This is a genomic window from Actinoalloteichus caeruleus, from assembly GCF_049311605.1.
GTDB lineage: Bacteria > Actinomycetota > Actinomycetes > Mycobacteriales > Pseudonocardiaceae > Actinoalloteichus_B > Actinoalloteichus_B caeruleus.
The window spans coordinates 166,084-186,221 of sequence record NZ_CP186005.1; the positions used below are offsets into that span (position 1 = coordinate 166,084).

Genomic DNA, 20,138 nt, shown 5'->3' on the forward strand with positions numbered 1-20,138 from the left:
AGTTCCAGGAGCCGAGCCGATGTGGTGGACGCCGGCCGCGCGGCAGGGGAGCGCGGGCGCGGGCCCGGCACCGTGGCGACCTGGTCCGCCACGATCCGGCCAGCCCACCACGAGGGCAGCCGAACCGGGGTCAGCCGTCCCCGGCGCGCCGCAGCGCGAGGCGCGCGGTCAGCGCCGCGCCGCCAGCCGTGAGCACGTCCGCGAGGACGAACATCAGCCGTGACGCGAGGGTGAACGCGATGGCCTGGGCTTCGGTCAGACCCGCGGCCAACAACGCGGCGAGCAGGATCGCGTCCCTGACGACCGCGCCGGAGGGCAGGAAGAAGACCAGGATGCCCGCGTTCATGCCGATGGCCATCGCACCGACGCAGACCAGGACATCCCAGCCAGTGACGGCTCCGCTCGCCGATGCCAACAGCCAGAGGTGCACCCCGAACAACCCGTACGCCGTCAGGGACAGCCCGAGGACGCGGCCCACCGTGCCCCACCGCAACCGCTCCGCCGGTGGGGGACGGCGGAGGACCCGGAACACCAGGGCCGCCGCCCTCGTCAGCACCGCCGGGTGCAACGCCACCAGGCCAACGGGCAGGAGCAGGTAGAGCCAGGCCGCGCTGGGGGTGTCCGCGAGCAGTACCGGGGCGGCCAGCACGCCCAACAGCAACGACGCGACCATCGAGACACCGAGGTGGATGAGGGAGCCGCTGAAGATCCGTGCCCGGGGCAGGCCGGCCCTCCTGCCGAGTTCCATCTGGAGCAGGTACGCCCAGACCGTCCCGGGCACGTACTTGCCGAGCTGGCCGACGAGGTTGATCTGCGCCCCGCGAACCAGACCCACCGGCGGACCGAGGTCGTCCACCACCGCCTGCCACGCCAGGGTGCCGACCAGGATGCCGACCACCGTCGCCGCCGAACTCAGCGCCGTCACGTACCAGGGGATCTCGACCAACGCCGCCGACACCTCGGACCACCGGCCCACCACCGCCCAGGCCGTCGCGGCGAGCACCAGGACGAGCAGGCCCCGCTGCGCCCAGGCGAGCAGCCGGGCCCGCCGCGACCGACCGGGCACGTCACGGCTCTCCGCGCCCCCGCCCGCGGGGCTCTCACTCGGGTCTCGCTGGCCCGTGACCTCGACCGGCCGTCGGGCGCCGGCCGGTTCGGCGCCCGCCACGACCCCGGGTTCGGCCGGCCCGCCGGCTCCCCCCGCACCACCGACCGGCCCGGCGGGCCTGTCCCTCGCGCGGAACCACATCGGCGGCGCCTACCCGGTCACCGTCGTCAGCCGGGTGAACTCGCGGAGCAGGTCGTGGCCGTCCCACACCGGGGCGAAGCTCAACGCCGACCCGACCGGGACGATCCGGTCGATCCCCCGCCCGCCGAGGCGTTCGGCCAGGGCGAGGAGTTCGCCCCGGTCGAACCCGAAGTGGGTCAGGGTCTGGTCCTCGCGCCGCACCAGCCCTGCCAGCTCCTGGAGGGAACCCACGGCGCGGTGGGGGAAGGTCGCGACGCCAAGCCAGTCGCGGGGGATCTCCGCCTCGGGGGCGAGCTCCAGCGTCGCGACGGCGTCCCCCTCGAAGCTGACGGACCTCGCCGCCCCGGTCGCGGCGAGACCGTAGGCGCCGACCCGTTGCCGCACCGCCATCGCCGGCTCGGGGCGGAACCCCTTCTCCCCGACGACGTCGAGCAGCAACCGGGTGAAGTCGCGGGCCGCCTCGCGCCCCTCCGCCTCCGAGCCCACCCAGAACACGGCCCTCGGCGAGGAACAAGCCGCCTGGTCGAACCAGAAGGCGTCGTTGTAGAAGCCGCCGAGCACGGAGCGCCGGGTGGTCTCGTCGGTGCGCCGCCACGACGCCGAGGAGATCACGGCGAAGGACGACCGGTTGGGGAAGGTGAGGTCCCGGGCAGCCGGGGCCAGCGGGAAGGCGCGCAGGGCCGTGACGGACGCGTCGCCGCCCCAGACCACCCTGAGGTCGCACTCCGAGGAGAGGGTCGCCGTGACCGAGTCGTCCCGTCCGTAGCCGATGAGGCGTTGGGTCGCGGCCACCGCCGTGGCCACCTCGGGTGGAGCGTCGCGCAGGGCCTCGTGCATGGCGGTGAGGACGGCGGAGGCGGCCGCGCCCGAACGTTCCGACAACCTGACCACGTTGGTGTTGCCCGCCAGGGCGGACAGCGCCCAGGAGTAGACGAAGATGGTGTCGACGTTGGCCGGTGGTACGTGCAGGACCAGGCCCCGGGGGAACCGGAGCGCGCTCTCGGCGCCGCCGGGCCCGGCGGGTGCGGTGCCGGTCGAGGGCGAGTCGCCGAGCGCGTCCAGGGTCCTGGTGAGCTCCCCCCGGCGGAGGAAGAACCCGAGCGCGGCGAGTTCCGGGTGGCGGCGGGCCTGGGCCGGTGCGAGGAGCCTGGCGGCGAGGTCGGTCAGGAACCGCACCATCCGCTCGTCCCCGACCCGGAGATCACAGCGGACGGCACCGACCGCCAGCTCGCGGAGCAGGTCGGGGGCCGGGAGGGACGGCCCGGCGGGGAACCGCGAGGTGACCTTCATGGGCGGCCTCCCGAGGGTCCGGTGTTCCTCGGCCCGGAGAACGTGTCACCGCAGCCCCTCGCCTCCGCCCTGGGCAGGCGGCCCGTCACGGAGAAGCGCTTGCCGGGCCAGTCGCCGTCGTCGACTCCGTGGACGACGCCGACGTCCTCGGTGAGCAGGACGTGGCCGGGGTAGGACCGGGGGAGCGTGCTGACGACCTCGATGACCCCGGGTTCCCCTACCGGCTGTTCCCGCCAGGTCCCGGGTTCCCTGACGATCACGTCGGCGAAGTCGGGGCAGTACAGCGACCCCCCGGACGGTCCCTCGAGGAAGACCGTGCCGATCTGCTCGACCATGCCGTAGTAGTTGTGGATGCGCCGCAGCCCGGTGTCGGCGGCGAAGCGTCGGCGGAACTCGGCGTTGTCGACCGCCCGGTCCGCCAACCTCTTCCAGCCGCCCGAGTGCACCAGCACGCCGTTGGACAGGTCGAACCGGTGGTCCCTGGCGATCTCGTAGAGGTAGCGCCAGACCATGAACGTGAAGCCGAACACCAGGAACGGGGAGTCGCCGTGCCGGCGGAGGAACTCGGCGACCGCGCCGGGGTCGGGCCGGTCGTCCTCGTCCAACACGTACACGTGGTCCCGCCCGAAGTTCGCCATGCCCAGGACCCCGGCTCCCCGGGCGGAGAAGGAGGTTCCGCCGCGCGCCGTCGACGCGCTGTCCACCATCAGCATCGGCAACCGGCGGGGGCCGAGCACCGCGCGCAGGGTCCGCGACAGCTGCCTGGTCTGCGCCGCCGCGCTCTCCCGGTCGAGGTGGATGCGGGACACCGAGGCACCGGTGGTCCCCGAGGAGGTCAGCACCCGGAAGACCGCCTCTGCCGGCACGCTGCGCAGATCGTGTTCCTTGAACAGCCGGACCGGGAGCCACGGCAGGTCGGAGGTGGTCGAGGCGGCGGCGGGACGGGGAACGCCGAGCGCGGTGAGGATCCGGTCGTACTCCGGGCAGCCGTCGCGGTGCCGTTCGGTGAGGTCGACCAGTTCGGGCAGGAGAGCGGCCTCCCGCCCCGGCTGGTCGAGCCCGAAGACGTCGGCGTCCTCCCCGCGGGACGAGGGGGTGGGGGCGGAGCCGTTCCCCGGGTGCCCCGACCCGGGCCCGGCGTCCGGTCGCTCAGCGGCGGTGGTCACGTGCCGGCCTCCAGGGTGCGGTAGTCGGTCTTGCCGCTCGGCAGCAGGGGGAGACGGTCCACTGGTCGAACGTCGAACCCGGACGCGTGCAGGCGCAGTTCCGCCGCCAGCGTCCTGGCCACGGCTCGGCAGGCCTCGACGGTCCCCCCTTCGAGGAAGACGACGACCCGATCACCGTCCGCGACGGCGGCTCCCGGGCCGACGTGCCCCGTCCTGCCCCGGAGGAGCCGCTCGACGTCGTCCAGGTTGACCCGGTTGCCGAAGACCTTGCCGATCCGGGAGAGGCGTCCGGTGAGGAACAGGAAGCCCTCCTCGTCGAGGTAGCCGAGATCACCGGTCGCGAGGACCCCGCCGAGTTCGTCGCCCGACGACAGTTCGGCGGCCGACTCCGCGTAGCCCATCATCACGTTGGGACCCTGGTAGACGACCTCGCCCTCAGCCCCCGGGCTGGTACTGGTCGCGCTCCTGCCCCGGCGTGGCGCCGGTGCGCCTCCGGCGGTGTCCTGGTCGGAGAGGGAGCGGATGGTGAAGGTCCCACCAGGAACCGGCCGGCCCACCGACCCGACCCGCCCTGGCAGTTCCTCGGCGGGCAGGCAGGCCATCCTCGGCGCGGCCTCCGTCTGGCCGTACATGACGAACATGCGCCCTCCCACCGCGGCCATCGTGCGGTGGAAGTAGGTGACGAGTTCGTCGCGCAGCCGCCCCCCGGCCTGGGTCACGGTGCGCAGGCTGGGGTGCGCCGCGGGGTCGAACCGCAGTCGTCGCAGCATCTCGTAGTGGTAGGGGACACCAGCGAGCGAGGTGATCCCGTACCGGTCGACGGCGGTCCAGAACGGCCGTTCGAGGACGCCGTGCCCGGTGACGACCACCGTCGCGCCGGCGGCGAGGTGGCTGTGGAGCACGGACAGCCCGTAGCTGTAGTGCAGCGGGAGGCAGGTGGGGGCGATCTCGGCGGTGGTGATGCCCAACGAGGCGATCACGGACCGGGCGTTGGCGAGGACGGCCCGACCGGAGAGCCGGACGAACTTGGGGCTGCCGGTGGAGCCGCTGGTGCCCAGCAGCAGCGTGAGGTCGGGGTGCGGCGGTGGGGCCTCCCCGCTGGCGAGCCGCCGCCACCCGTCGGCCGTCGGGAGGTACCCCTCCGGTGCCCGTTCCCCGTCGGGGGTGCCGAGCACGGCCGCCGGTTGGAACCTGCCGATGAGGTCGGCGAGGACGGCGTGCGGGGTGGCCGGATCGAGCAGTGCCACCGGCCGGCGCGCGGCGAGGCCACCCAGGTAGCGCTCGACCGAGCCGGTGTCCACGCCGGCGAGCAGGAAGAGGGGGCCGGGCCCCAGGTTGACGAGTCCCTCGGCGAAGCGTTCCGCCCTGGCCAGCAGGTCCGAACCCGACCACGTGGTGCCCGTCGCGGCGTCGACGAGCGCGCTGCCAGGGTGGACCAGGTCGGCGAGCACGGTGTCGGTCCGGAGCGCGGTCACAGCACCAGACCCCCGTCGACCCCGATGACCTGTCCGGTGACGAAGCTGGCGTCGTCGCCGGCCAGGAAGCGGATCACGGTGGCGACCTCCTCCGGGCGGCCCAGCCGACCGAACGGGCTCGATTCCCGGGCGTGGCGCAGCGTCTCCTCGGACTGGGAGCGGACGAGGTCGGTGTCCACGACCCCGGGGGCGACCGCGTTGACCCGGATGCCGTGGCGCCCGAGTTCCTTGGCGGCCGAACGGGTGAGGCCTCCGATCGCGGCCTTCGACGCCGCGTAGGCGCTCTGCCCCACGCTGCCCCGCTCGCCCACGATCGAACCGAGCAGCACGATCGACCCGCCGTGGGCCCGGGTCATCACCCGGGCGGCGGCCTGCACGGTGTTCAGCGCGCCGACCACGTTGGTGTCGAGCAGCGAGCGGACGTGGTCCTCGCTGATCATGCCCAGCACGGCGTCGGCCAGGACACCCGCGTTCGCGACCACGATGTCGAGCCGGCCGAGTTCCCGTGCCGCGCCCCGGATCGCGGTGGCCGTCGCGCGCCCGTCCGTGACGTCCAGCCCCATGCCGATGACCCGGGAGTCGGTGGCGGCGGCCACCTCCGCCGCCCTCTCCTTGGCCGTGGTCTCCGAACGTCCGGTGAGCACCACAGCCGCCCCCGCCTCGGCCAGCGCGGTCGCGGTGGCCAGGCCGATGCCGCGGGTGCCGCCGGTGATGACGGCGACCCTGTCCCTGAGTTCGGTCACGGCTAAGTACCGCCCCTCTGCCCCGGAACGCCGGTCCTACCGGCGTTCTCCGATTCCGTCAGGACCGCACTGCTCTGACGTCAGACTACGAGCGTCGCGGGATTCCGCCCGTCGAATTCGCGCCGCCGTCGATTCCACCGCCGGCGCGACGACGTGCGGTACCGGTGCCGCGTCGGAAGGCACGATCCGGAAAAGCCGATCTCCCTCCGTCGGAGGGTTCCCGATTCGCTGTTCGGTGATTCGTCGGTGCGCGATCAGCCTTCGGGGACGCCCAGGTTCTTGAGCATGTCGGCGGCGACCTTGAAACTGCTCATGTCGATCACCTGGTCGGTGTCCAGTTGGACGTCGAACTCGTCCTCGACCGCCGCGACGAGCGTCATGTGACCCACGGAGTCCCACGCGTCGACCCCCCGGTACTCCAACTTCTCGACCTCGACGTCCTGGCCCAGGTCCAGTGCCTGGACGAACACCCCGCGAAGCCGTTCGACAAGCGTCATGTCCTGCGCCCCCTCGTCGGTTGCCGCGTCGCGCTACTCCCGGTCCACCCAGCTCCTGAGCAGGTCGGCGAGCCGGGTGGGCAGTCCGTCGGCAGGGAGTGGTCCGGTTCCCCTGAGGAGGGGGGCCAGTGCCTCGACGGCGGTGTCGCCGCAGCCCTGCCTGCGCAGTCCGATCTCGTTGATCCCGGTCGTCCTGGCCGGATCGCCCACTGCGATGGTGAAGGCCCCGACCGTCCGCCGCACGACGGCGCCCATCCCCACCATCGCCCCCGGCCCGACCTCGGACCGCTGGTGCAGCAGCGCGCCCATGCCCAGGTTGGCCTCGTCCCAGACCACGCAGTGCCCGGCGACCTGGACCGTGGAGGCGAGGGTCACCCGGTTCCCGACGGTGCTGTCGTGCCCGAGGTGGACGCCGCTCATGAGATAGCACTCGTCGCCCACCCGGGTTGGTGTGGCGGTGCCCTGGTTGATCGTGGTGAACTCCCGCACGACGTTCCGGTCGCCGATCACCAGCCCGCCACCAGCCATCTCGCCTTCCCAGCCGATCGGGTGTGGCCCGGACCGGTATTCGGCGGGAGTTCCGATGACGGAGTGTGGTCCGATCCAGTTCCCATCGCCTATACGAGTGGGTCCGGTTATCACGCAAAAGGGGCCTATGACGTTGTCCTCGCCGAGCTCGACCTCGGGGGACACGGCGGAGCTCGGATGAATCCTGTTTGCCACGAACACCCTTTCCGTCGCGGTGTTACCGGGTAGTCGTCCCGCTGTTTGGCGGGCGACCGGGACACGGTGGCGAGTACGGTGATCCTGCGCACCGGGAATTGGTCGGAAGATCACCCTACCGCAATGCGGGAAATGATCTGTGGAACCGAAAGGCGGCCGCATGATCCCCATTACCGCCATCGACGTCCAGGACGCCGAGCCTCTGGTCAGCTCCGTTCTCCGCTCCGGGCTGATCGCGCAGGGGCCGATGGTCGAGCGTTTCGAGGAGTCCTTCGCCCACGCCGCCGGAGTGCCGCACGCGATCGCGGTCAACAGCGGGACGACCGCGTTGGTCGCCTCGCTGGAGGTGCTCGGTCTGCGGCCCGGCGACGAGGTCGTCACCTCCCCCTTCACCTTCGTCGCGACCCTCAACGCGATCCTGGAGGCGGGCGCGACCGCCCGGTTCGCCGACATCGGCGACGCCGACTACTGCCTCTGCCCCGAGGCGGCGGCCGCCGCCGTCGGCCCCCGCACCACCGCGCTGATGCCCGTGCACCTCTACGGCCAACCGGCTGACGTCCACCGGCTCGGCGCGCTCGCCACGTCGAGGGGGCTGGCCCTGGTCGAGGACGCGGCACAGGCCCTCGGGGCCACGGTCGACGGCCGACCGGTGGGTTCCTTCGGGCTCGGCTGCTTCTCGCTGTACGCGACGAAGAACGTGACGACCGCCGAGGGCGGTGTCATCACCACCGAGGACGACCAGCTCGCCGAACGGCTCCGGGTGTTGCGCAACCAGGGGATGCGGCAGCGCTACCAGTACGAGGTCGCCGGGCACAACTACCGGATGACCGACGTGCACGCGGCCGTGGGCCTGCCCCAGCTCGGCCGGCTCGCCCAGCTCATCGACAGCCGGCAACGCAACGCGGAGACCCTCTCCAAGGGCCTCACCGGGATTCCCGGGCTGCGCCTGCCCGCCGTCGTGGACGGTCGCACCCACGTCTGGCACCAGTACACCGTCCTGCTCGACGACGACGCCGCGGTCGACCGCGACGAACTCGCCGCCAGGCTCGGGGAGGCCGGCGTCGGCACCGGCATCTACTACCCCCGGCTGGTGTTCGACTACGACTGCTACCGCGACCACCCCGGGGTGCCTCGGGTCAGCCCCGAGGACTTCCCCGTCGCCCGCTCGGTGGCGAGGCGGGCGCTGTCCCTCCCGGTCCACCCCAAACTCACCGCCGACGACCTCGACGAGATCGTCGCGGCGGTCCGGGGGGTGCTCGGAGGATGACGCCGGAGCCGAGAGCACGGATCGCCCTGGTCGGCGCCGGTGCGATGGGAACCCTGCACGCCCGCGTGCTCAGCCAGTCCGAACGCTGTGACCTGGTGGTGGTCGTCGACCCGAGGGAGGCGGTCGGCACTCCCCTCGCGGAACAGTGCGGCGCCAGGTGGCTGCCCGAGCTCGGTGAGCTGGGCGACGTCGACGGGGTCGTCATCGCCTCCGCGACCGAGACCCACCACAAGCTCGCCAGGCAGGTCCTGGAACAGGATGTCCCGCTGCTGGTCGAGAAGCCGGTGTGCGACAACCTCGCAGGCAGCGAGGAGGTCGTCGCACTCGCCGCCCAACGCGACGTCCCCCTGATGTGCGGGCTGCTGGAGCGGTACAACCCGACAGCCATGACCGCGCTCTCGCTGGTCGACGACCCGGTCCACGTCAGCGCCACCCGGCACTCGCCCTACGCGCCGAGGATCAGGACCGGGGTCGGCTGGGACCTCCTGGTCCACGACGTGGACCTGGTCATCCGAGCCTTCGGCGGCACGGCCCCCCACACGGTGCTCGGCCGTGCGGGACGCTTCCACGACAGCTCCGAACCGGGAGCGGAGGACGTCGTCGAGGCGTTGCTCGGGTTCGCCGACGGCGCGCTGTCCGCCGTCTCCGCCAGCAGGATCGGCCAGCGCAAGGTGCGCACGCTGGTGATCCGCGAGCTGAACCGGTTGATCGAGGCCGACCTGCTCCGGCGGGACGTCACCATCTACCGGCACGTGTCGCTGGACGCCGCGACCCCCGACGGGCGCGGTTACCGGCAGCAGAGCGTGATCGAGGTGCCCGAGCTGGTCAGCGGGCGCGAACCCCTCGCCGCGCAGCTCGACCGGTTCCTCGACCTCATGGCGGGGCGGGTGGACGCCGCCGACGAACGCGCCGCCATCCTGCCGGCGCACCGCGTGGTCGCCGAGGTGCTGCGGGGAGCCTCCGTGCGCTGACCCGGAGCCCGGCCGCGCGGCCCGCGTTCGGCCGGCGCCGCCGGGGACGGCCGGGTCATCGGCGACGCCACAGCTCGGGACGCCACGCGGAGGCGGCGTCGACCTCCGAGGTCATCGCCGGCACCTCCGGGTCCCACCCACCCGCCGTCCCAGCCGGGAGGAAGCCCGCGACCCGGAGTTCCTGGTCCAGCACCTCCGGGTCCAACGGCCAGGTCGGGAACGTCTCCGTCTCCTCCCGGAGCGTCCCGCGCTCCCCGAGCACCTGGTACCGGAACGTCCAGCGGTCCGGCCCCGCCCGGTCGCCCGGCGCGCACCGCACGGTTCCCGTGTAGACGTCCGGACCCAGCCGTGTCGAGGGCAGGGGCCACTCCTCGGCGGCTGGAGAACCACGCCGAGGGCTGTCCACCACCAGCAGCCCGCCCGGGACGAGGGCCCGTGCCACCGCCGGCCAGAGCGCGTCCTCCCGCTCCGCGGGCGGCAGCCCCGAGGCCAGGTTCACGCACACCGCCAGGTCGGCGACGCCGGCCAGGCCGGCCGCCCCCAGCGGGTGGGGGTGCACCCGAACGCGGCTCCGCACCCGGTCCGAGGCGGTGGCGAGGCGCCCCATCAGCACGGCCCTCATCGCCCGTGACGGCTCCACCGCGTGCACGGGGACCTCTGACTCCTCGGCCAGCACCCAGGTCATCGCCCCGGTCCCCGAGCCCACCTCCAGCACGCCGAGCCGCGCGCGCCGCGCGGACGTGGCGAGCCACGTCCGCGCCCACTCCCGGTAGCCGTCGAGGTGGAGCAGGTCGTAGAACTCGGCCGTCACCGAGTACGGGTCCCCCGGCGGTTCCGCCGGTTCTCGGTCTCTCGACATATCTCGGCTGGATAGCAGGCGAGGCCAACTCCGGCCACCTCACGGCCACCCGCCCGGGCCCGCCCCGGCGATACCCGCAGGTGTGGGCTCGGAGAACTCACCCGATCCGGTGAGGACGGTCTTGCGCCCGGCCGGTGAGGTGAGGCACGTTGCCTCCCGGTCACCCTCGCGGTCGGGTACCCATAGCCCCGACGGCACCACACGAAGACCGGAGGCCGAACAGCCCATGAGCAAGGTTCCCAACCTCACCCTGAACAACGGCGTGGAGATCCCCCAGCTCGGCTTCGGGGTGTTCCAGGTTCCGCCGGAGGAGGCCAGGCAGACGGTCGCGACGGCGCTCCGCACCGGGTACCGGAGCATCGACACCGCCAAGGCCTACAGCAACGAGAGCGGAGTCGGGCAGGCGGTCGCCGAGTCCGGGCTGCCCAGGGAGGACGTCTTCGTCACCACGAAGCTCCTCAACGCCGAACAGGGCTACGACTCGACCCTGCGCGCCTTCGACGCCAGCATGACCGAGCTCGGCCTCGACTACCTGGACCTGTACCTCATCCACTGGCCGTTGCCCGGCCGGGACCTGTACGTCGAGACCTGGAAGGCGTTCGAACGCCTCTACGGGGAGGGCCGCGTCCGCGCGATCGGCGTCTCCAACTTCACCATCGACCACCTGAAGCGCCTGTTCGACGAGACGGAACTCGTCCCCTCGATCAACCAGGTCGAGCTGCACCCCAAACTGCAACAACCGGAACTGCGGGCTTTCCACGCGGAACACGGGATCCTCACCGAGGCCTGGAGCCCGCTGGCCCAGGGCGAGGTCCTCGCCGACCCGGTGGTCACCCGACTCGCCGAGAAGCACGGGCGGACCCCGGCGCAGGTCATCCTGCGCTGGCACCTCGACATCGGCAACGTCGTCATCCCCAAGTCGGTCACCCCGTCCCGGATCGAGGAGAACTTCGACCTGTTCGACTTCCACCTCGACCCGGAGGACGTCGAGTCCCTCGCGCCGCTGGACTCGGGGACCAGGGTCCTGGGCCTCGACCCGGCGACCTTCAACGGCTGAGCCAGCCACCGAACCGGTGACAAGGCCGCCCGGTCCGGAGCCGCCCATGACGAGGACTCCGGACCGGTGCCCCCACTAGGGTGGCTCGGTGGAGCTTCCCTGGTTCGTCTTGGTGGCCGGAGTGGCCTTCCTCGGCTCGCTGGCTCCGATCTTCAGCGTGGAGCTCTACCTGGTCGGGATGGCGGTCACCCGCCCCGAGCTCCCCTGGTGGGGGCTGGCCCTCTCGATCGCGTCCGGACAGCTCGCCGGCAAGCTGGTGCACTACGCGGCGGCGCGCGGCGCCGTCGCGCTGCCCTGGCTCCGCGATCCCCGCTCCGCCCTGGGTACCAGGCTCACCGGCCTGGTCCGGAGGCTGGAGATCCTCTCCGCCCAGCGGCCGTGGACCTGCGCCGCCGTCGTCCTCGGCAGTTCCACGGTCGGCCTGCCGCCCTTCACCTTGCTGGTCCCGGCGGCCGGCGCCATCCGGCTCCCGTTGCGGGTGCTCCTCCCGCCCGCAGTGCTGGGCCGGGTACTCCGCTTCGGCGTCATCGCCGCGACCCCCGGGGTCTTCCACGACCTCTACCTGGGAGTCGTCCCGTGAGCCGCTGGCATCGGCTGCTAGTGAGCCCGCCTCGACCCGCGCGCGTCGGCCAGCGCCGTCCTCACGGCTCCCGCCGGTCCGCCCCGCCCCCACCTCGGACCCGTTCGGCCTCGGCCCGGACGTGCTCCTCGTCGTAGCGCTGGAACACCCTGGCGGGGTTCCCGGCGGCGAGACTCCGGTCCGGTAGGTCCCTGGCCACCACGGACAGCGGCTGCACCGTCACGAAGTCCCCGATCACCACGCCGGGCATCACGAAGCAGAGCCCCCCGATGAAGCAACCCCGGCCGATCCGCACCGGCTTGCGTTCGATCAGGTCGGAACCGCTGTGGTTCTCCAGCATCATGTTCGCCAACCAGCTGGAGTGGGTGAAGATCAACGTGTTCAGCCCGATGCTGGTGTGCTCGCCGATCTCCAGCCCACCGCTCGCGTCCAGGACGGCACCCTCACCGATCCAGCAGTGGTCGCCCAGGACGAGCCGCTCGGGGCTGACGACCTTGGCCCGCTCCCTGATCCGCGTGCTGGGGGGGAGTCCGAGCAGCCGGGCCCGTTCGCTGTCGTTCATGTACTGGCCCACGAGGTCCGTGAGGATCCCGGGCCGCAGGCGCCTGCTGCGCTCGTCGTCGAGGAACATCAGCGGCCCAACCTGGCGTCGACCAGCGCGGTCATCCCCTCCCGCACGGAGACGGCCGGCTCCCAGCCCAGGACCTCCCTGGCCCGCCGGATGTCGGCCGCCCGGCGCGACACCAGGACGTCCCGGGGGTTGAACCTCGGCTCGACCTCAGCGCCGACCGCGTCGATCAGGATCTTCGCCAGCTGCGCGATCGTGGTGTCGATGCCCGTCCCGATGTTGATCGGCAGGCCGGCGCGTTCGCTCTCCAGCGCGGCGACCACCGCGCGGGCCAGGTCCGTGACGTGGACGAAGTCCATCGACTGCTCGCCCCGCCCGTCGATGACGGGCGGCAGCCCGTTCGTCAGCCGGTCCAGGAAGTGGTTGATCACCGAGGTGTAGTAGGCCTCGATGCGCTGGCCAGGGCCGTACACGTTGAAGAAGCGCAGCGCGTTCCAGGACAGGCCCTGCCGGCGTTCGTAGAAGCGGAGCAGGTCCTCCCCGGCGCGTTTGCTGATGCAGTAGGGCGTCAGCGGGTCCAGGGGGTCGTCCTCGTGCATCGGGAGGCGGCTCGGGTCCCCGTACACCGAGGCGGTGGAGGCGAACACGAGCCGGCGCACCCCCTCGTCGGCGGCCGCCGCGAAGACGTTGTTGTTGCCGACCATGTTGATGTCGATGCTCTCGTGCGGGTCGGCCGTCGACTTGTTGATCGACACCGTCGCGAAGTGGATGACGTGCGAACACCCCCGGACGGCCTCGCGAACCGCCCCGCCGTACCGGACGTCCTTCTCGACCAGTTCCACCTGTCCGGTGGCGGTCAGCTCCTCCACCCGGGCGCGGTCCCCTCGGCTCATGTTGTCGAAGAGCCGAACCCGGTAGCCCCGGTCGAGCAGGAGGGGCAGCACGTGCATGCCGATGAAGCCCGCGCCACCCGTGAAGAACACCGTGCCAGCCGTCATCCTCGCCTCCCTGTCCTCCCACGGGCCTGGTCGACCCGCGGCCCCGCCGTTGACCCGCCACCTCTCACCCGAGCCCGGCGATCCCCTCCCGCACCGCCGAGGCGACCCGGTCCACCTGCTCGTCGGTCAGGTTCGCGTGCATCGGGAGCGCGAGCTGGCGCCGGAAGAGGTCCGCGGACACCGGGCACTCCCGGTCGGACCCGTAGACGGGCTGGAGATGGCAGGCGTAGGTGCCGATCGTCGTCTGGACGCCCGCCGACCGCAGGGCGAACGCCAGCCGGTCGCGGGAGACCGACGGATCCACGGTGACCAGGTACGCCTGCCACGGGTGTTCCCGGTCGGCACCGGTCACCGGCAAGGTGATCTCGTCGAGGTCCTTGAGCAGCTCCTGGTAGCGCTCGGCGACGCGCCGGCGCGCGTCCAGCAGGGCGGGGAGCCGGTCCAGCTGGACCCCCATGATCGCCGCCTGGACGTCGGACAGCCGGTAGTTGTGCCCCAGTTCGGTGAAGGAGGGGATGGGCAGGTCCACAGCCCCCTCCCGGGTCAGGGCCGGCGCCACCCCGTAGGTGTGCAGCGTCCTCGCCCGGTCGACGAGGTCGCCTCGATCACTGGTCAGCGCGCCCCCCTCGCCCGAGGTGATGCCCTTGCGGCCGTGGAAGCTGAAGGTGGCCAGATCAGCCAGTGAGCCGGCCGGCCGACCCCGGTAGCGGGCGCCGGCCGCGCACGCCGCGTCCTCGACGAGGAAGAGACCGTGCCGGTCCGCGACCGCCCGGAGCGCGTCGTAGTCGGCGGGCTGCCCGGCGACGTCCACCGCGACGATGCCTACCGTCCTCGGGCCGACGGCGGCCAGGGCGGCGGCCGCGTCGAGGGTGAGGGTGTCGGGCCGGACATCGGCGAACACCGGGGTGGCCCCGGCCTGGGCGACCGCGTGCGCGGTGGCCGGGAACGTGTAGTCCGCCACCACCACCTCGTCGCCGGGCCGCACGTCGAGCACCAGCATCGCCAGGTTGAGGGCGGCACCGCAGTTCGAGGTGGCCAGTGCGTGCGTGGTCCCGGCCACCGCCGCGAAGCGTTCCTCGAAACGCGCGCACGCCGGTCCCGCCCCGGCCAACCAGCCGGACCGGAAGACCTCGGCGATGGCCGCGAGCTCCGGTTCGCCCACGGTCGGCTGACCGAGGGCGATGTCGTCGATGTTGTCGGGCATGGCACCCCGCTTTCCTCGACCGAAGCGAGTATAAGTCGGGTGCGGCCGGTCGGCCCGGGGAGCGGAAGCCCGTGACCAGCACGGTTGTCGCGGGGTGACGTGACGGGGACCCGTGGCCGGCCGGGGTGCGCAGCCGGGTGGAGGGGATGAGCGATGGCCCACGTGACCGTGATCGGCGGCGGGGTGGTCGGCCTCGCGGTGGCCAGGGAACTCCGGGTAGTCCGGGGCCACCACGTGACCGTCCTGGAGAAGGAGAACGGCTGGGCCCGCCACCAGACCGGCCACAACAGCGGGGTGCTGCACGCCGGCCTCTACTACCGACCGGGCAGCGAGAAGGCCAGGATGTGCGTGGCCGGTAACGCCTCGATGGCCGCCTACGCCCGGGAGCACGGCGTCCCGGTGTCGGTGTGCGGGAAGCTCGTCGTCGCCACCGACGAGGCGGAGACCGGCCGATTGCGGGACCTGGCGGCCCGGGCCGAGGCCAACGGGGTGCCGGCGCGGGCGATCGGACCGGACGAGGCGAGGGAGCACGAGCCGGCCGTGCGGTGCGTCGCCGCCCTCCGGGTGGAGTCGACCGGCGTCGTCGACTTCACGGGCGTCTGCGCGGCGATGGTCGAGGAACTCACCCGGCACGAGGCCGACCTGCGGCTGGGGACGGAGGCGTTGGCCGTGCGCCGCGCGCCGGGACGGGTGGAGGTGGCCACCGGGACCGGCGTGGTGCGGGCCGACGCGCTCGTGAACTGCGCCGGCCTGCACAGCGACCGGATCGCCGATCTCGCCGGTGTGCGGCCCAGGGCCCGCATCCTGCCCTTCCGGGGGGAGTACTACGAGTTGCGGCCCGACCGGCGCCACCTCGTCACGGGGCTGGTGTACCCGGTCCCGAACCCGGAGCTGCCCTTCCTCGGCGTGCACCTGACCCGGATGCTGGACGGTTCCGTCCACGCCGGCCCGAACGCGGTGCTGGCCCTGCGCAGGGAGGGTTACCGGTGGCGTGACGCCTCCGCCCGCGACCTGGTCGAGGTGATCCGGTTCCCGGGGACCTGGGGCCTGGCCCGCCGGCACGTCCGGACCGGGATCACCGAGACCCTGCGGTCGCTCTCCCGGGCGCGGTTCGCGGCGGACCTGGCCCGCCTGGTCCCCGACATCGGCCCGGCGGACATCGTCCGCGCTCCGGCCGGGGTGCGGGCCCAGGCCGTGCTGGCGGACGGACGGCTGGTCGACGACTTCCTCATCGAGCTCGTGCCCCGGCAGGTGCACGTGCTGAACGCCCCCTCGCCGGCGGCCACGAGCGCCCTCGAGATCGCCACCCGCGTCGCCGACCGTGTGAGCTCCGTGTTGAATTGACCGCGAACCTCCACCCGCCGCATTGTTGCGCCTCGTGACAGGTACCCTCGTTTTCCGTGGACTTCGAGGGTTATGACCTGATCGTTGTTGGCTCCGGTTTCTTCGGGCTCACGGTGGCCGAGCGGACCGCCAGCCAGCTGGGCCGCCGAGTGCTGGTGCTGGACCGGCGCCCGCATATCGGCGGAAACGCCTATTCGGAGGCCGAACCGGAAACCGGTATCGAGGTGCACCGCTACGGAGCGCATCTGTTCCACACCTCCAACAAGCGGGTCTGGGAGTACGTCAACCAGTTCACCGACTTCACCGACTACCAGCACCGGGTCTTCACGATCTACCAGGACCGCGTTTACCCGATGCCGGTCAACCTGGCGACGATCTGTGAGTACTTCGGCAAGTACATGACGCCGGACGAGGCCAGGGCGCTGGTGGCCGAGCAGGCCGGTGAGATCGACTCCGCGGCCGCCCGGAACTTCGAGGAGAAGGCGATCTCCCTCGTCGGCCGGCCCCTGTACGAAGCGTTCTTCCGCGGTTACACAGCGAAACAGTGGCAGACCGACCCCAAGGAGCTCCCGGGGGCGACCGTCACCCGGCTGCCCGTCCGTTACAACTTCAACAACCGCTACTTCAACGACACCTACGAGGGGCTGCCGGTCGACGGCTACACCGCGTGGTTGGAGAAGATGGCGGAGCACGAGAACATCGACGTCAGGCTGAACGTCGACTTCTTCGACGTTCGCGACCAGCTCCCGGAAGGCGTTCCGGTCGTCTACACGGGAGCCCTGGACCGGTACTTCGGTTACGCGGAGGGGCACCTCAGCTGGCGGACCCTCGACTTCACCCAGGAAGTACTCCCGGTCGGCGACTTCCAGGGCACCTCGGTGATGAACTACGCCGAGGAGGAGGTGCCCTACACCAGGATCCACGAATTCCGGCACTTCCACCCGGAGCGGGACTACCCGACCGACAAAACGGTCGTGGTGAAGGAGTACTCCCGATTCGCCGAGGACGACGACGAGCCGTACTACCCGATTAACACCGCCGAGGACCGCGCCAAGCTGGAGAAGTACCGGGAATTGGCCAAGCGGGAGGCCAAGGAGCGCAAGGTGCTGTTCGGCGGCCGGCTCGGCACCTACAAATACCTCGACATGCACATGGCGATCGGTTCCGCGCTGAGCATGTACGACAACAAGATCGCCCCGTTCTTCGCCGACGGTCGTTCTCTGGACGGCTCGATGGAGGACTGACGGGAAACGTCCGGGCCGCCCTGGAATGGGTGCGACCCGAGTCGCCGCCGGGTACCGTCGCGACACGCTGCCACCCAGTCGGGTGTGCCCACAGCGAGCGCGGTACCCGGCGGTAGCTATATTGAGAGCCATGAATTGACGGTGCCGGACAGCGGAAACCCGGTTTCGGGTGAGATTTCTGTCAAGCGCCAGGTGTCAGTCGGGCCGAGGGACTGTGTCGGGTGAGGAGTCCGTCGCCCGGAGTGACCGGCGGGGGTGGCAGCCCGTCGGAGCGTTCGGGTGGGCGCGTTGCCGACCGGGCAGCGCGACCGGAGTGTGACGACGAACACCGCCGCCGGTCGATCAGCCGGAGGCGGGCCACGGCCCGGGTGGTCACGGCAGTCCCTCCCCACCGCCGGACGCGAACCTGAAGACACGACCAACGGCCACTCGACGGAGGACCGACTCTCCAATGCCCCCCAAGACAGCAGCCAAGAAAGCCGTGGAACCCACCCAACAGGCGGCGGTGGGCACCCTGGAGCAGCCAGCGCCCCAGAGCGGCGCCCTGCTCCAGCGCATCCTGTTCCCGCGCCTCGGTGATCCGCTGGACGTGCGGACCCTCTACATGGACGAGGACGAGACGAACCAGCACCGCACCCGGTCGCTGTCCAGGACGTCGGGCACCATCCCGGCCCAGTCCGAGGTCTCCTTCGCCACGTACTTCAACGCCTTCCCGGCCAGCTACTGGCGGCGGTGGACCACCCTGGAGACCGTCGAGCTCCGGCTGCGCGTCGAAGGCGGTTGCCGCATCGACGTCTACCGCTCCCGCGCCAACGGCACCCGCATCCACGTGTGGGGTGACGTCGTCCGGGACGGCGGCGAGGTCAACCAGTCCTTCGACCTCGGCCCGTTCGAGGACGGCGGCTGGTACTGGTTCGACATCACCACCGACCAGAACGAGGTCGTGCTGAGCCAGGGCGGCTGGTTCTCGCCCACGCCGGCACCCAGCCGCGCCTCGGTGTCGATCGGGATCACCACGATGCGCCGCGACGACTGCGTCGCCACGCTGCGCACGATCGCCGAGGACCCGCTGCTGATGGACGCGGTGACCGCCATCGTCGTCGCCGACCAGGGCAAGGACAAGGTCCGCGAGGCGGAGGCCTTCCCCGAGGCGGAGCGCGCGCTCGGCGACAAGCTGCGCCTGTACGAGCAGGGCAACCTCGGCGGTAGCGGCGGTTTCGCGCGGGGCATGTACGAGGCCCTGACCGCCACCGACTGCGAGCAGATCCTGTTCATGGACGACGACATCGTGCTGGAGACCGACTCGGTGCTCCGGGCGATCGCGTTCTCCCGCTTCACCGAGCACCCGACGCTGGTCGGCGGGCAGATGCTCAACCTCCAGGCGCGGTCCCGGCTGCACTCGATGGGCGAGGTCATGGACCGCGCCAAGTTCATGTGGCGGCCCGCGCCGGGCTCCGTCGAGGACCACGACTTCGCCGAGGAGTCCCTCCGGGAGAGCCCGGTCTTCCACCGCCGGACCGACGTCGACTACAACGCGTGGTGGATGTGCATGATCCCCCGTTCGGTCGCGGAGGAGATCGGCCTGCCCCTGCCCATCTTCATCAAGTGGGACGACACCGAGTACGGGCTGCGCGCCAGCCACGCCGGGTACCCGACGGCGACGGTGCCCGGGATCGCCGTCTGGCACATGTCCTGGGGCGAGAAGGACGACCTCACCGACTGGCAGGCCTACTTCCACACCCGCAACCGCCTGATCACCGCCGCCCTGTACCACCCGGAACGGCGGGCGACGACCATGATCAAGGACATGCAGAAGCGCTCCCTGCGCTACCTGCTGCGGATGGAGTACTCGGCCGTCGCCCTCCAGCAGATGGCCATCGAGGACTTCCTGCGCGGACCCGACGAGCTGTTCGACACCCTGCCCACCGCGCTGGGCAAGGTGCGGGAGCGTCGGGCGCAGTTCGACGACGGCCGGGTGCTGCCCACCGCGCGGACCCTGCCGCTGCCGTCGATGTCCCAGGTCCGCGCGGAACGCTTCATGCGGCCCCCGACCAACCCGCTGAGCATCGGCAAGGCGCTGGTCGAGGTGCTGTTGCGGAACCTGTTGCCGGTCAAGCCGCAGCACCGGGACCGCCCGGAACTCAACCTGGCCGGTCGGGACGCCCAGTGGTTCCTGCTCGCGAGGCTGGACAGCGCGACGGTGGCGACCGCGGACGGCCGAGGCGTGACGTTCCGCCGCCGGGACCGCGAGTACTTCTGGCGGACGCTGCGGACCTCGGTGCGGAACAACATCACCCTGCTGCGGCAGTTCCCGAAGCTCCGCAAGCAGTACCGGAAGGCGATGCCGACCCTGACCAGCAAGGACGCCTGGAAGAAGGTCTTCTACGGCGGCTGAATCCCCCCGGAGGATCCCCGCCAACGGTGACCGAACGCCCCCGCCGGACCAACGCGATCCGGCGGGGGCGTTCGTCGTGTGCTCACCTCCAGGATGACCGCCGGGCTCCCGCACCGGGTCTCCCGCCGGCCGGACCACCGCGGCGCGCACCGGTAGTCCTGCGCCGGAACGCGGGCGGAGGTCCGCTCAGCGCCTGGCTCGTTGCCCGTAGGCGGCCACGCTGTGGCGCAGTTCGCTCAGGTGCGCGGTGGCCACCGTCGAGAAGTCGACGACCATCCTCCCGCCGTCGGCGAGGTCGATGCTCGTGGTGTCACCGTCCCGGACCAGGCTCTCCAGGTCACCGGACAGGCTCTCCGAGGTCGAGTGGTCGACGGCGAGGACGATCGGGCTGCCACCCGCGACCAGGTGCAGGGTGAGGGCGTGTTGTTCGGTGCTCATAAGCACCATCCAAGCCCGTCGCCACACCGCTCGCGAGACGGTTCACCGACGGCGTACCGGTGTTCACCCA

19 protein-coding genes are annotated in these 20,138 nt (G+C 71.7%); 7 read left to right on the forward strand and 12 right to left on the reverse strand.

Annotated elements, in window-relative coordinates:
• Window positions 1-130: 130 nt before the first annotated feature.
• From ACOJVX_RS00750 to ACOJVX_RS00780, 7 genes are all read right to left on the reverse strand, one after another.
• Complete coding sequence (locus tag ACOJVX_RS00750) at window positions 131-1,066, reverse strand: lysylphosphatidylglycerol synthase domain-containing protein (protein WP_051313627.1); 936 nt, start codon at window positions 1,064-1,066, stop codon at window positions 131-133.
• A gap of 192 nt (window positions 1,067-1,258) precedes the next feature.
• Entirely contained in the window at window positions 1,259-2,539 is a 1,281-nt protein-coding gene (locus ACOJVX_RS00755; protein ID WP_026417729.1) for an acyl-CoA reductase, read from the reverse strand.
• Window positions 2,536-3,567: an acyl-protein synthetase gene (locus ACOJVX_RS00760; protein ID WP_051313625.1), complete on the reverse strand. Its 1,032-nt coding sequence runs from the start codon at window positions 3,565-3,567 to the stop codon at window positions 2,536-2,538. The genes ACOJVX_RS00755 and ACOJVX_RS00760 overlap by 4 nt, the downstream gene beginning before the upstream one ends.
• A gap of 134 nt (window positions 3,568-3,701) precedes the next feature.
• Window positions 3,702-5,180: an AMP-binding protein gene (locus tag ACOJVX_RS00765; protein ID WP_422647166.1), complete on the reverse strand. Its 1,479-nt coding sequence runs from the start codon at window positions 5,178-5,180 to the stop codon at window positions 3,702-3,704.
• Window positions 5,177-5,923 (reverse strand): SDR family NAD(P)-dependent oxidoreductase, encoded by a 747-nt coding sequence (locus tag ACOJVX_RS00770; RefSeq protein WP_026417726.1) that lies wholly within the window; start codon window positions 5,921-5,923, stop codon window positions 5,177-5,179. The genes ACOJVX_RS00765 and ACOJVX_RS00770 overlap by 4 nt, the downstream gene beginning before the upstream one ends.
• Before the next feature lie 254 nt (window positions 5,924-6,177).
• The gene (locus tag ACOJVX_RS00775; protein ID WP_026417725.1) at window positions 6,178-6,420 is read right to left on the reverse strand and encodes an acyl carrier protein; all 243 of its coding nucleotides are present in this window, start codon (window positions 6,418-6,420) and stop codon (window positions 6,178-6,180) included.
• Window positions 6,421-6,453: 33 nt separating this feature from the next.
• Window positions 6,454-6,948: a UDP-N-acetylglucosamine acyltransferase gene (locus tag ACOJVX_RS00780; protein ID WP_308208858.1), complete on the reverse strand. Its 495-nt coding sequence runs from the start codon at window positions 6,946-6,948 to the stop codon at window positions 6,454-6,456.
• A gap of 355 nt (window positions 6,949-7,303) precedes the next feature.
• On the opposite strand from ACOJVX_RS00780, the gene ACOJVX_RS00785 reads away from it, so the two are divergent.
• Window positions 7,304-8,410: a DegT/DnrJ/EryC1/StrS family aminotransferase gene (locus ACOJVX_RS00785; RefSeq protein ID WP_026417723.1), complete on the forward strand. Its 1,107-nt coding sequence runs from the start codon at window positions 7,304-7,306 to the stop codon at window positions 8,408-8,410.
• Window positions 8,407-9,381 carry a Gfo/Idh/MocA family protein gene (locus tag ACOJVX_RS00790; RefSeq protein ID WP_103055852.1) on the forward strand — a complete coding sequence of 325 codons (975 nt, stop codon included), beginning with the start codon at window positions 8,407-8,409 and terminating at the stop codon, window positions 9,379-9,381. Before ACOJVX_RS00785 ends, ACOJVX_RS00790 begins: the two co-directional genes overlap by 4 nt.
• A gap of 55 nt (window positions 9,382-9,436) precedes the next feature.
• Here ACOJVX_RS00790 and ACOJVX_RS00795 read toward each other — a convergent pair whose 3' ends face one another.
• Window positions 9,437-10,240 (reverse strand): class I SAM-dependent methyltransferase, encoded by an 804-nt coding sequence (locus ACOJVX_RS00795; RefSeq protein ID WP_418155733.1) that lies wholly within the window; start codon window positions 10,238-10,240, stop codon window positions 9,437-9,439.
• Between the two features lie 226 nt (window positions 10,241-10,466).
• On the opposite strand from ACOJVX_RS00795, the gene ACOJVX_RS00800 reads away from it, so the two are divergent.
• Together ACOJVX_RS00800 and ACOJVX_RS00805 are read left to right on the forward strand one after the other, a co-directional pair.
• Window positions 10,467-11,297: an aldo/keto reductase gene (locus tag ACOJVX_RS00800; protein WP_026417721.1), complete on the forward strand. Its 831-nt coding sequence runs from the start codon at window positions 10,467-10,469 to the stop codon at window positions 11,295-11,297.
• An 88-nt stretch (window positions 11,298-11,385) separates the two neighbouring features.
• Window positions 11,386-11,877: a hypothetical protein gene (locus ACOJVX_RS00805; protein ID WP_026417720.1), complete on the forward strand. Its 492-nt coding sequence runs from the start codon at window positions 11,386-11,388 to the stop codon at window positions 11,875-11,877.
• Between the two features lie 61 nt (window positions 11,878-11,938).
• Here ACOJVX_RS00805 and ACOJVX_RS00810 read toward each other — a convergent pair whose 3' ends face one another.
• The 3 genes from ACOJVX_RS00810 to ACOJVX_RS00820 all read right to left on the reverse strand — a co-directional run bounded on the left by ACOJVX_RS00810 (window position 11,939) and on the right by ACOJVX_RS00820 (window position 14,647).
• Window positions 11,939-12,508, reverse strand: a complete 570-nt coding sequence (locus ACOJVX_RS00810; RefSeq protein WP_026417719.1) for an acyltransferase — start codon at window positions 12,506-12,508, stop codon at window positions 11,939-11,941.
• Complete coding sequence (locus ACOJVX_RS00815) at window positions 12,508-13,443, reverse strand: NAD-dependent epimerase/dehydratase family protein (protein ID WP_026417718.1); 936 nt, start codon at window positions 13,441-13,443, stop codon at window positions 12,508-12,510. The genes ACOJVX_RS00810 and ACOJVX_RS00815 overlap by 1 nt, the downstream gene beginning before the upstream one ends.
• Before the next feature lie 64 nt (window positions 13,444-13,507).
• Window positions 13,508-14,647, reverse strand: coding sequence for a DegT/DnrJ/EryC1/StrS family aminotransferase (locus ACOJVX_RS00820; protein WP_051313513.1), 1,140 nt, complete (start codon window positions 14,645-14,647; stop codon window positions 13,508-13,510).
• Window positions 14,648-14,800: 153 nt separating this feature from the next.
• Here ACOJVX_RS00820 and lhgO point away from each other — a divergent pair, with 153 nt between their 5' ends.
• The 3 genes from lhgO to ACOJVX_RS00835 all read left to right on the forward strand — a co-directional run bounded on the left by lhgO (window position 14,801) and on the right by ACOJVX_RS00835 (window position 19,630).
• A complete protein-coding gene (lhgO, locus tag ACOJVX_RS00825) occupies window positions 14,801-15,991 on the forward strand; it encodes an L-2-hydroxyglutarate oxidase (RefSeq protein ID WP_026417716.1) in 1,191 nt (396 codons plus the stop codon).
• 56 nt (window positions 15,992-16,047) lie between these two features.
• The gene (glf, locus tag ACOJVX_RS00830; protein ID WP_026417715.1) at window positions 16,048-17,235 is read left to right on the forward strand and encodes a UDP-galactopyranose mutase; all 1,188 of its coding nucleotides are present in this window, start codon (window positions 16,048-16,050) and stop codon (window positions 17,233-17,235) included.
• Window positions 17,236-17,686: 451 nt separating this feature from the next.
• Entirely contained in the window at window positions 17,687-19,630 is a 1,944-nt protein-coding gene (locus tag ACOJVX_RS00835; protein WP_245588700.1) for a glycosyltransferase, read from the forward strand.
• Window positions 19,631-19,816: 186 nt separating this feature from the next.
• On the opposite strand, the gene ACOJVX_RS00840 is transcribed toward ACOJVX_RS00835, so the two are convergent.
• On the reverse strand, window positions 19,817-20,068 hold the full coding sequence (locus tag ACOJVX_RS00840; protein ID WP_026417713.1) for a hypothetical protein: 252 nt from the start codon (window positions 20,066-20,068) through the stop codon (window positions 19,817-19,819).
• Window positions 20,069-20,138 lie beyond the last annotated feature (70 nt).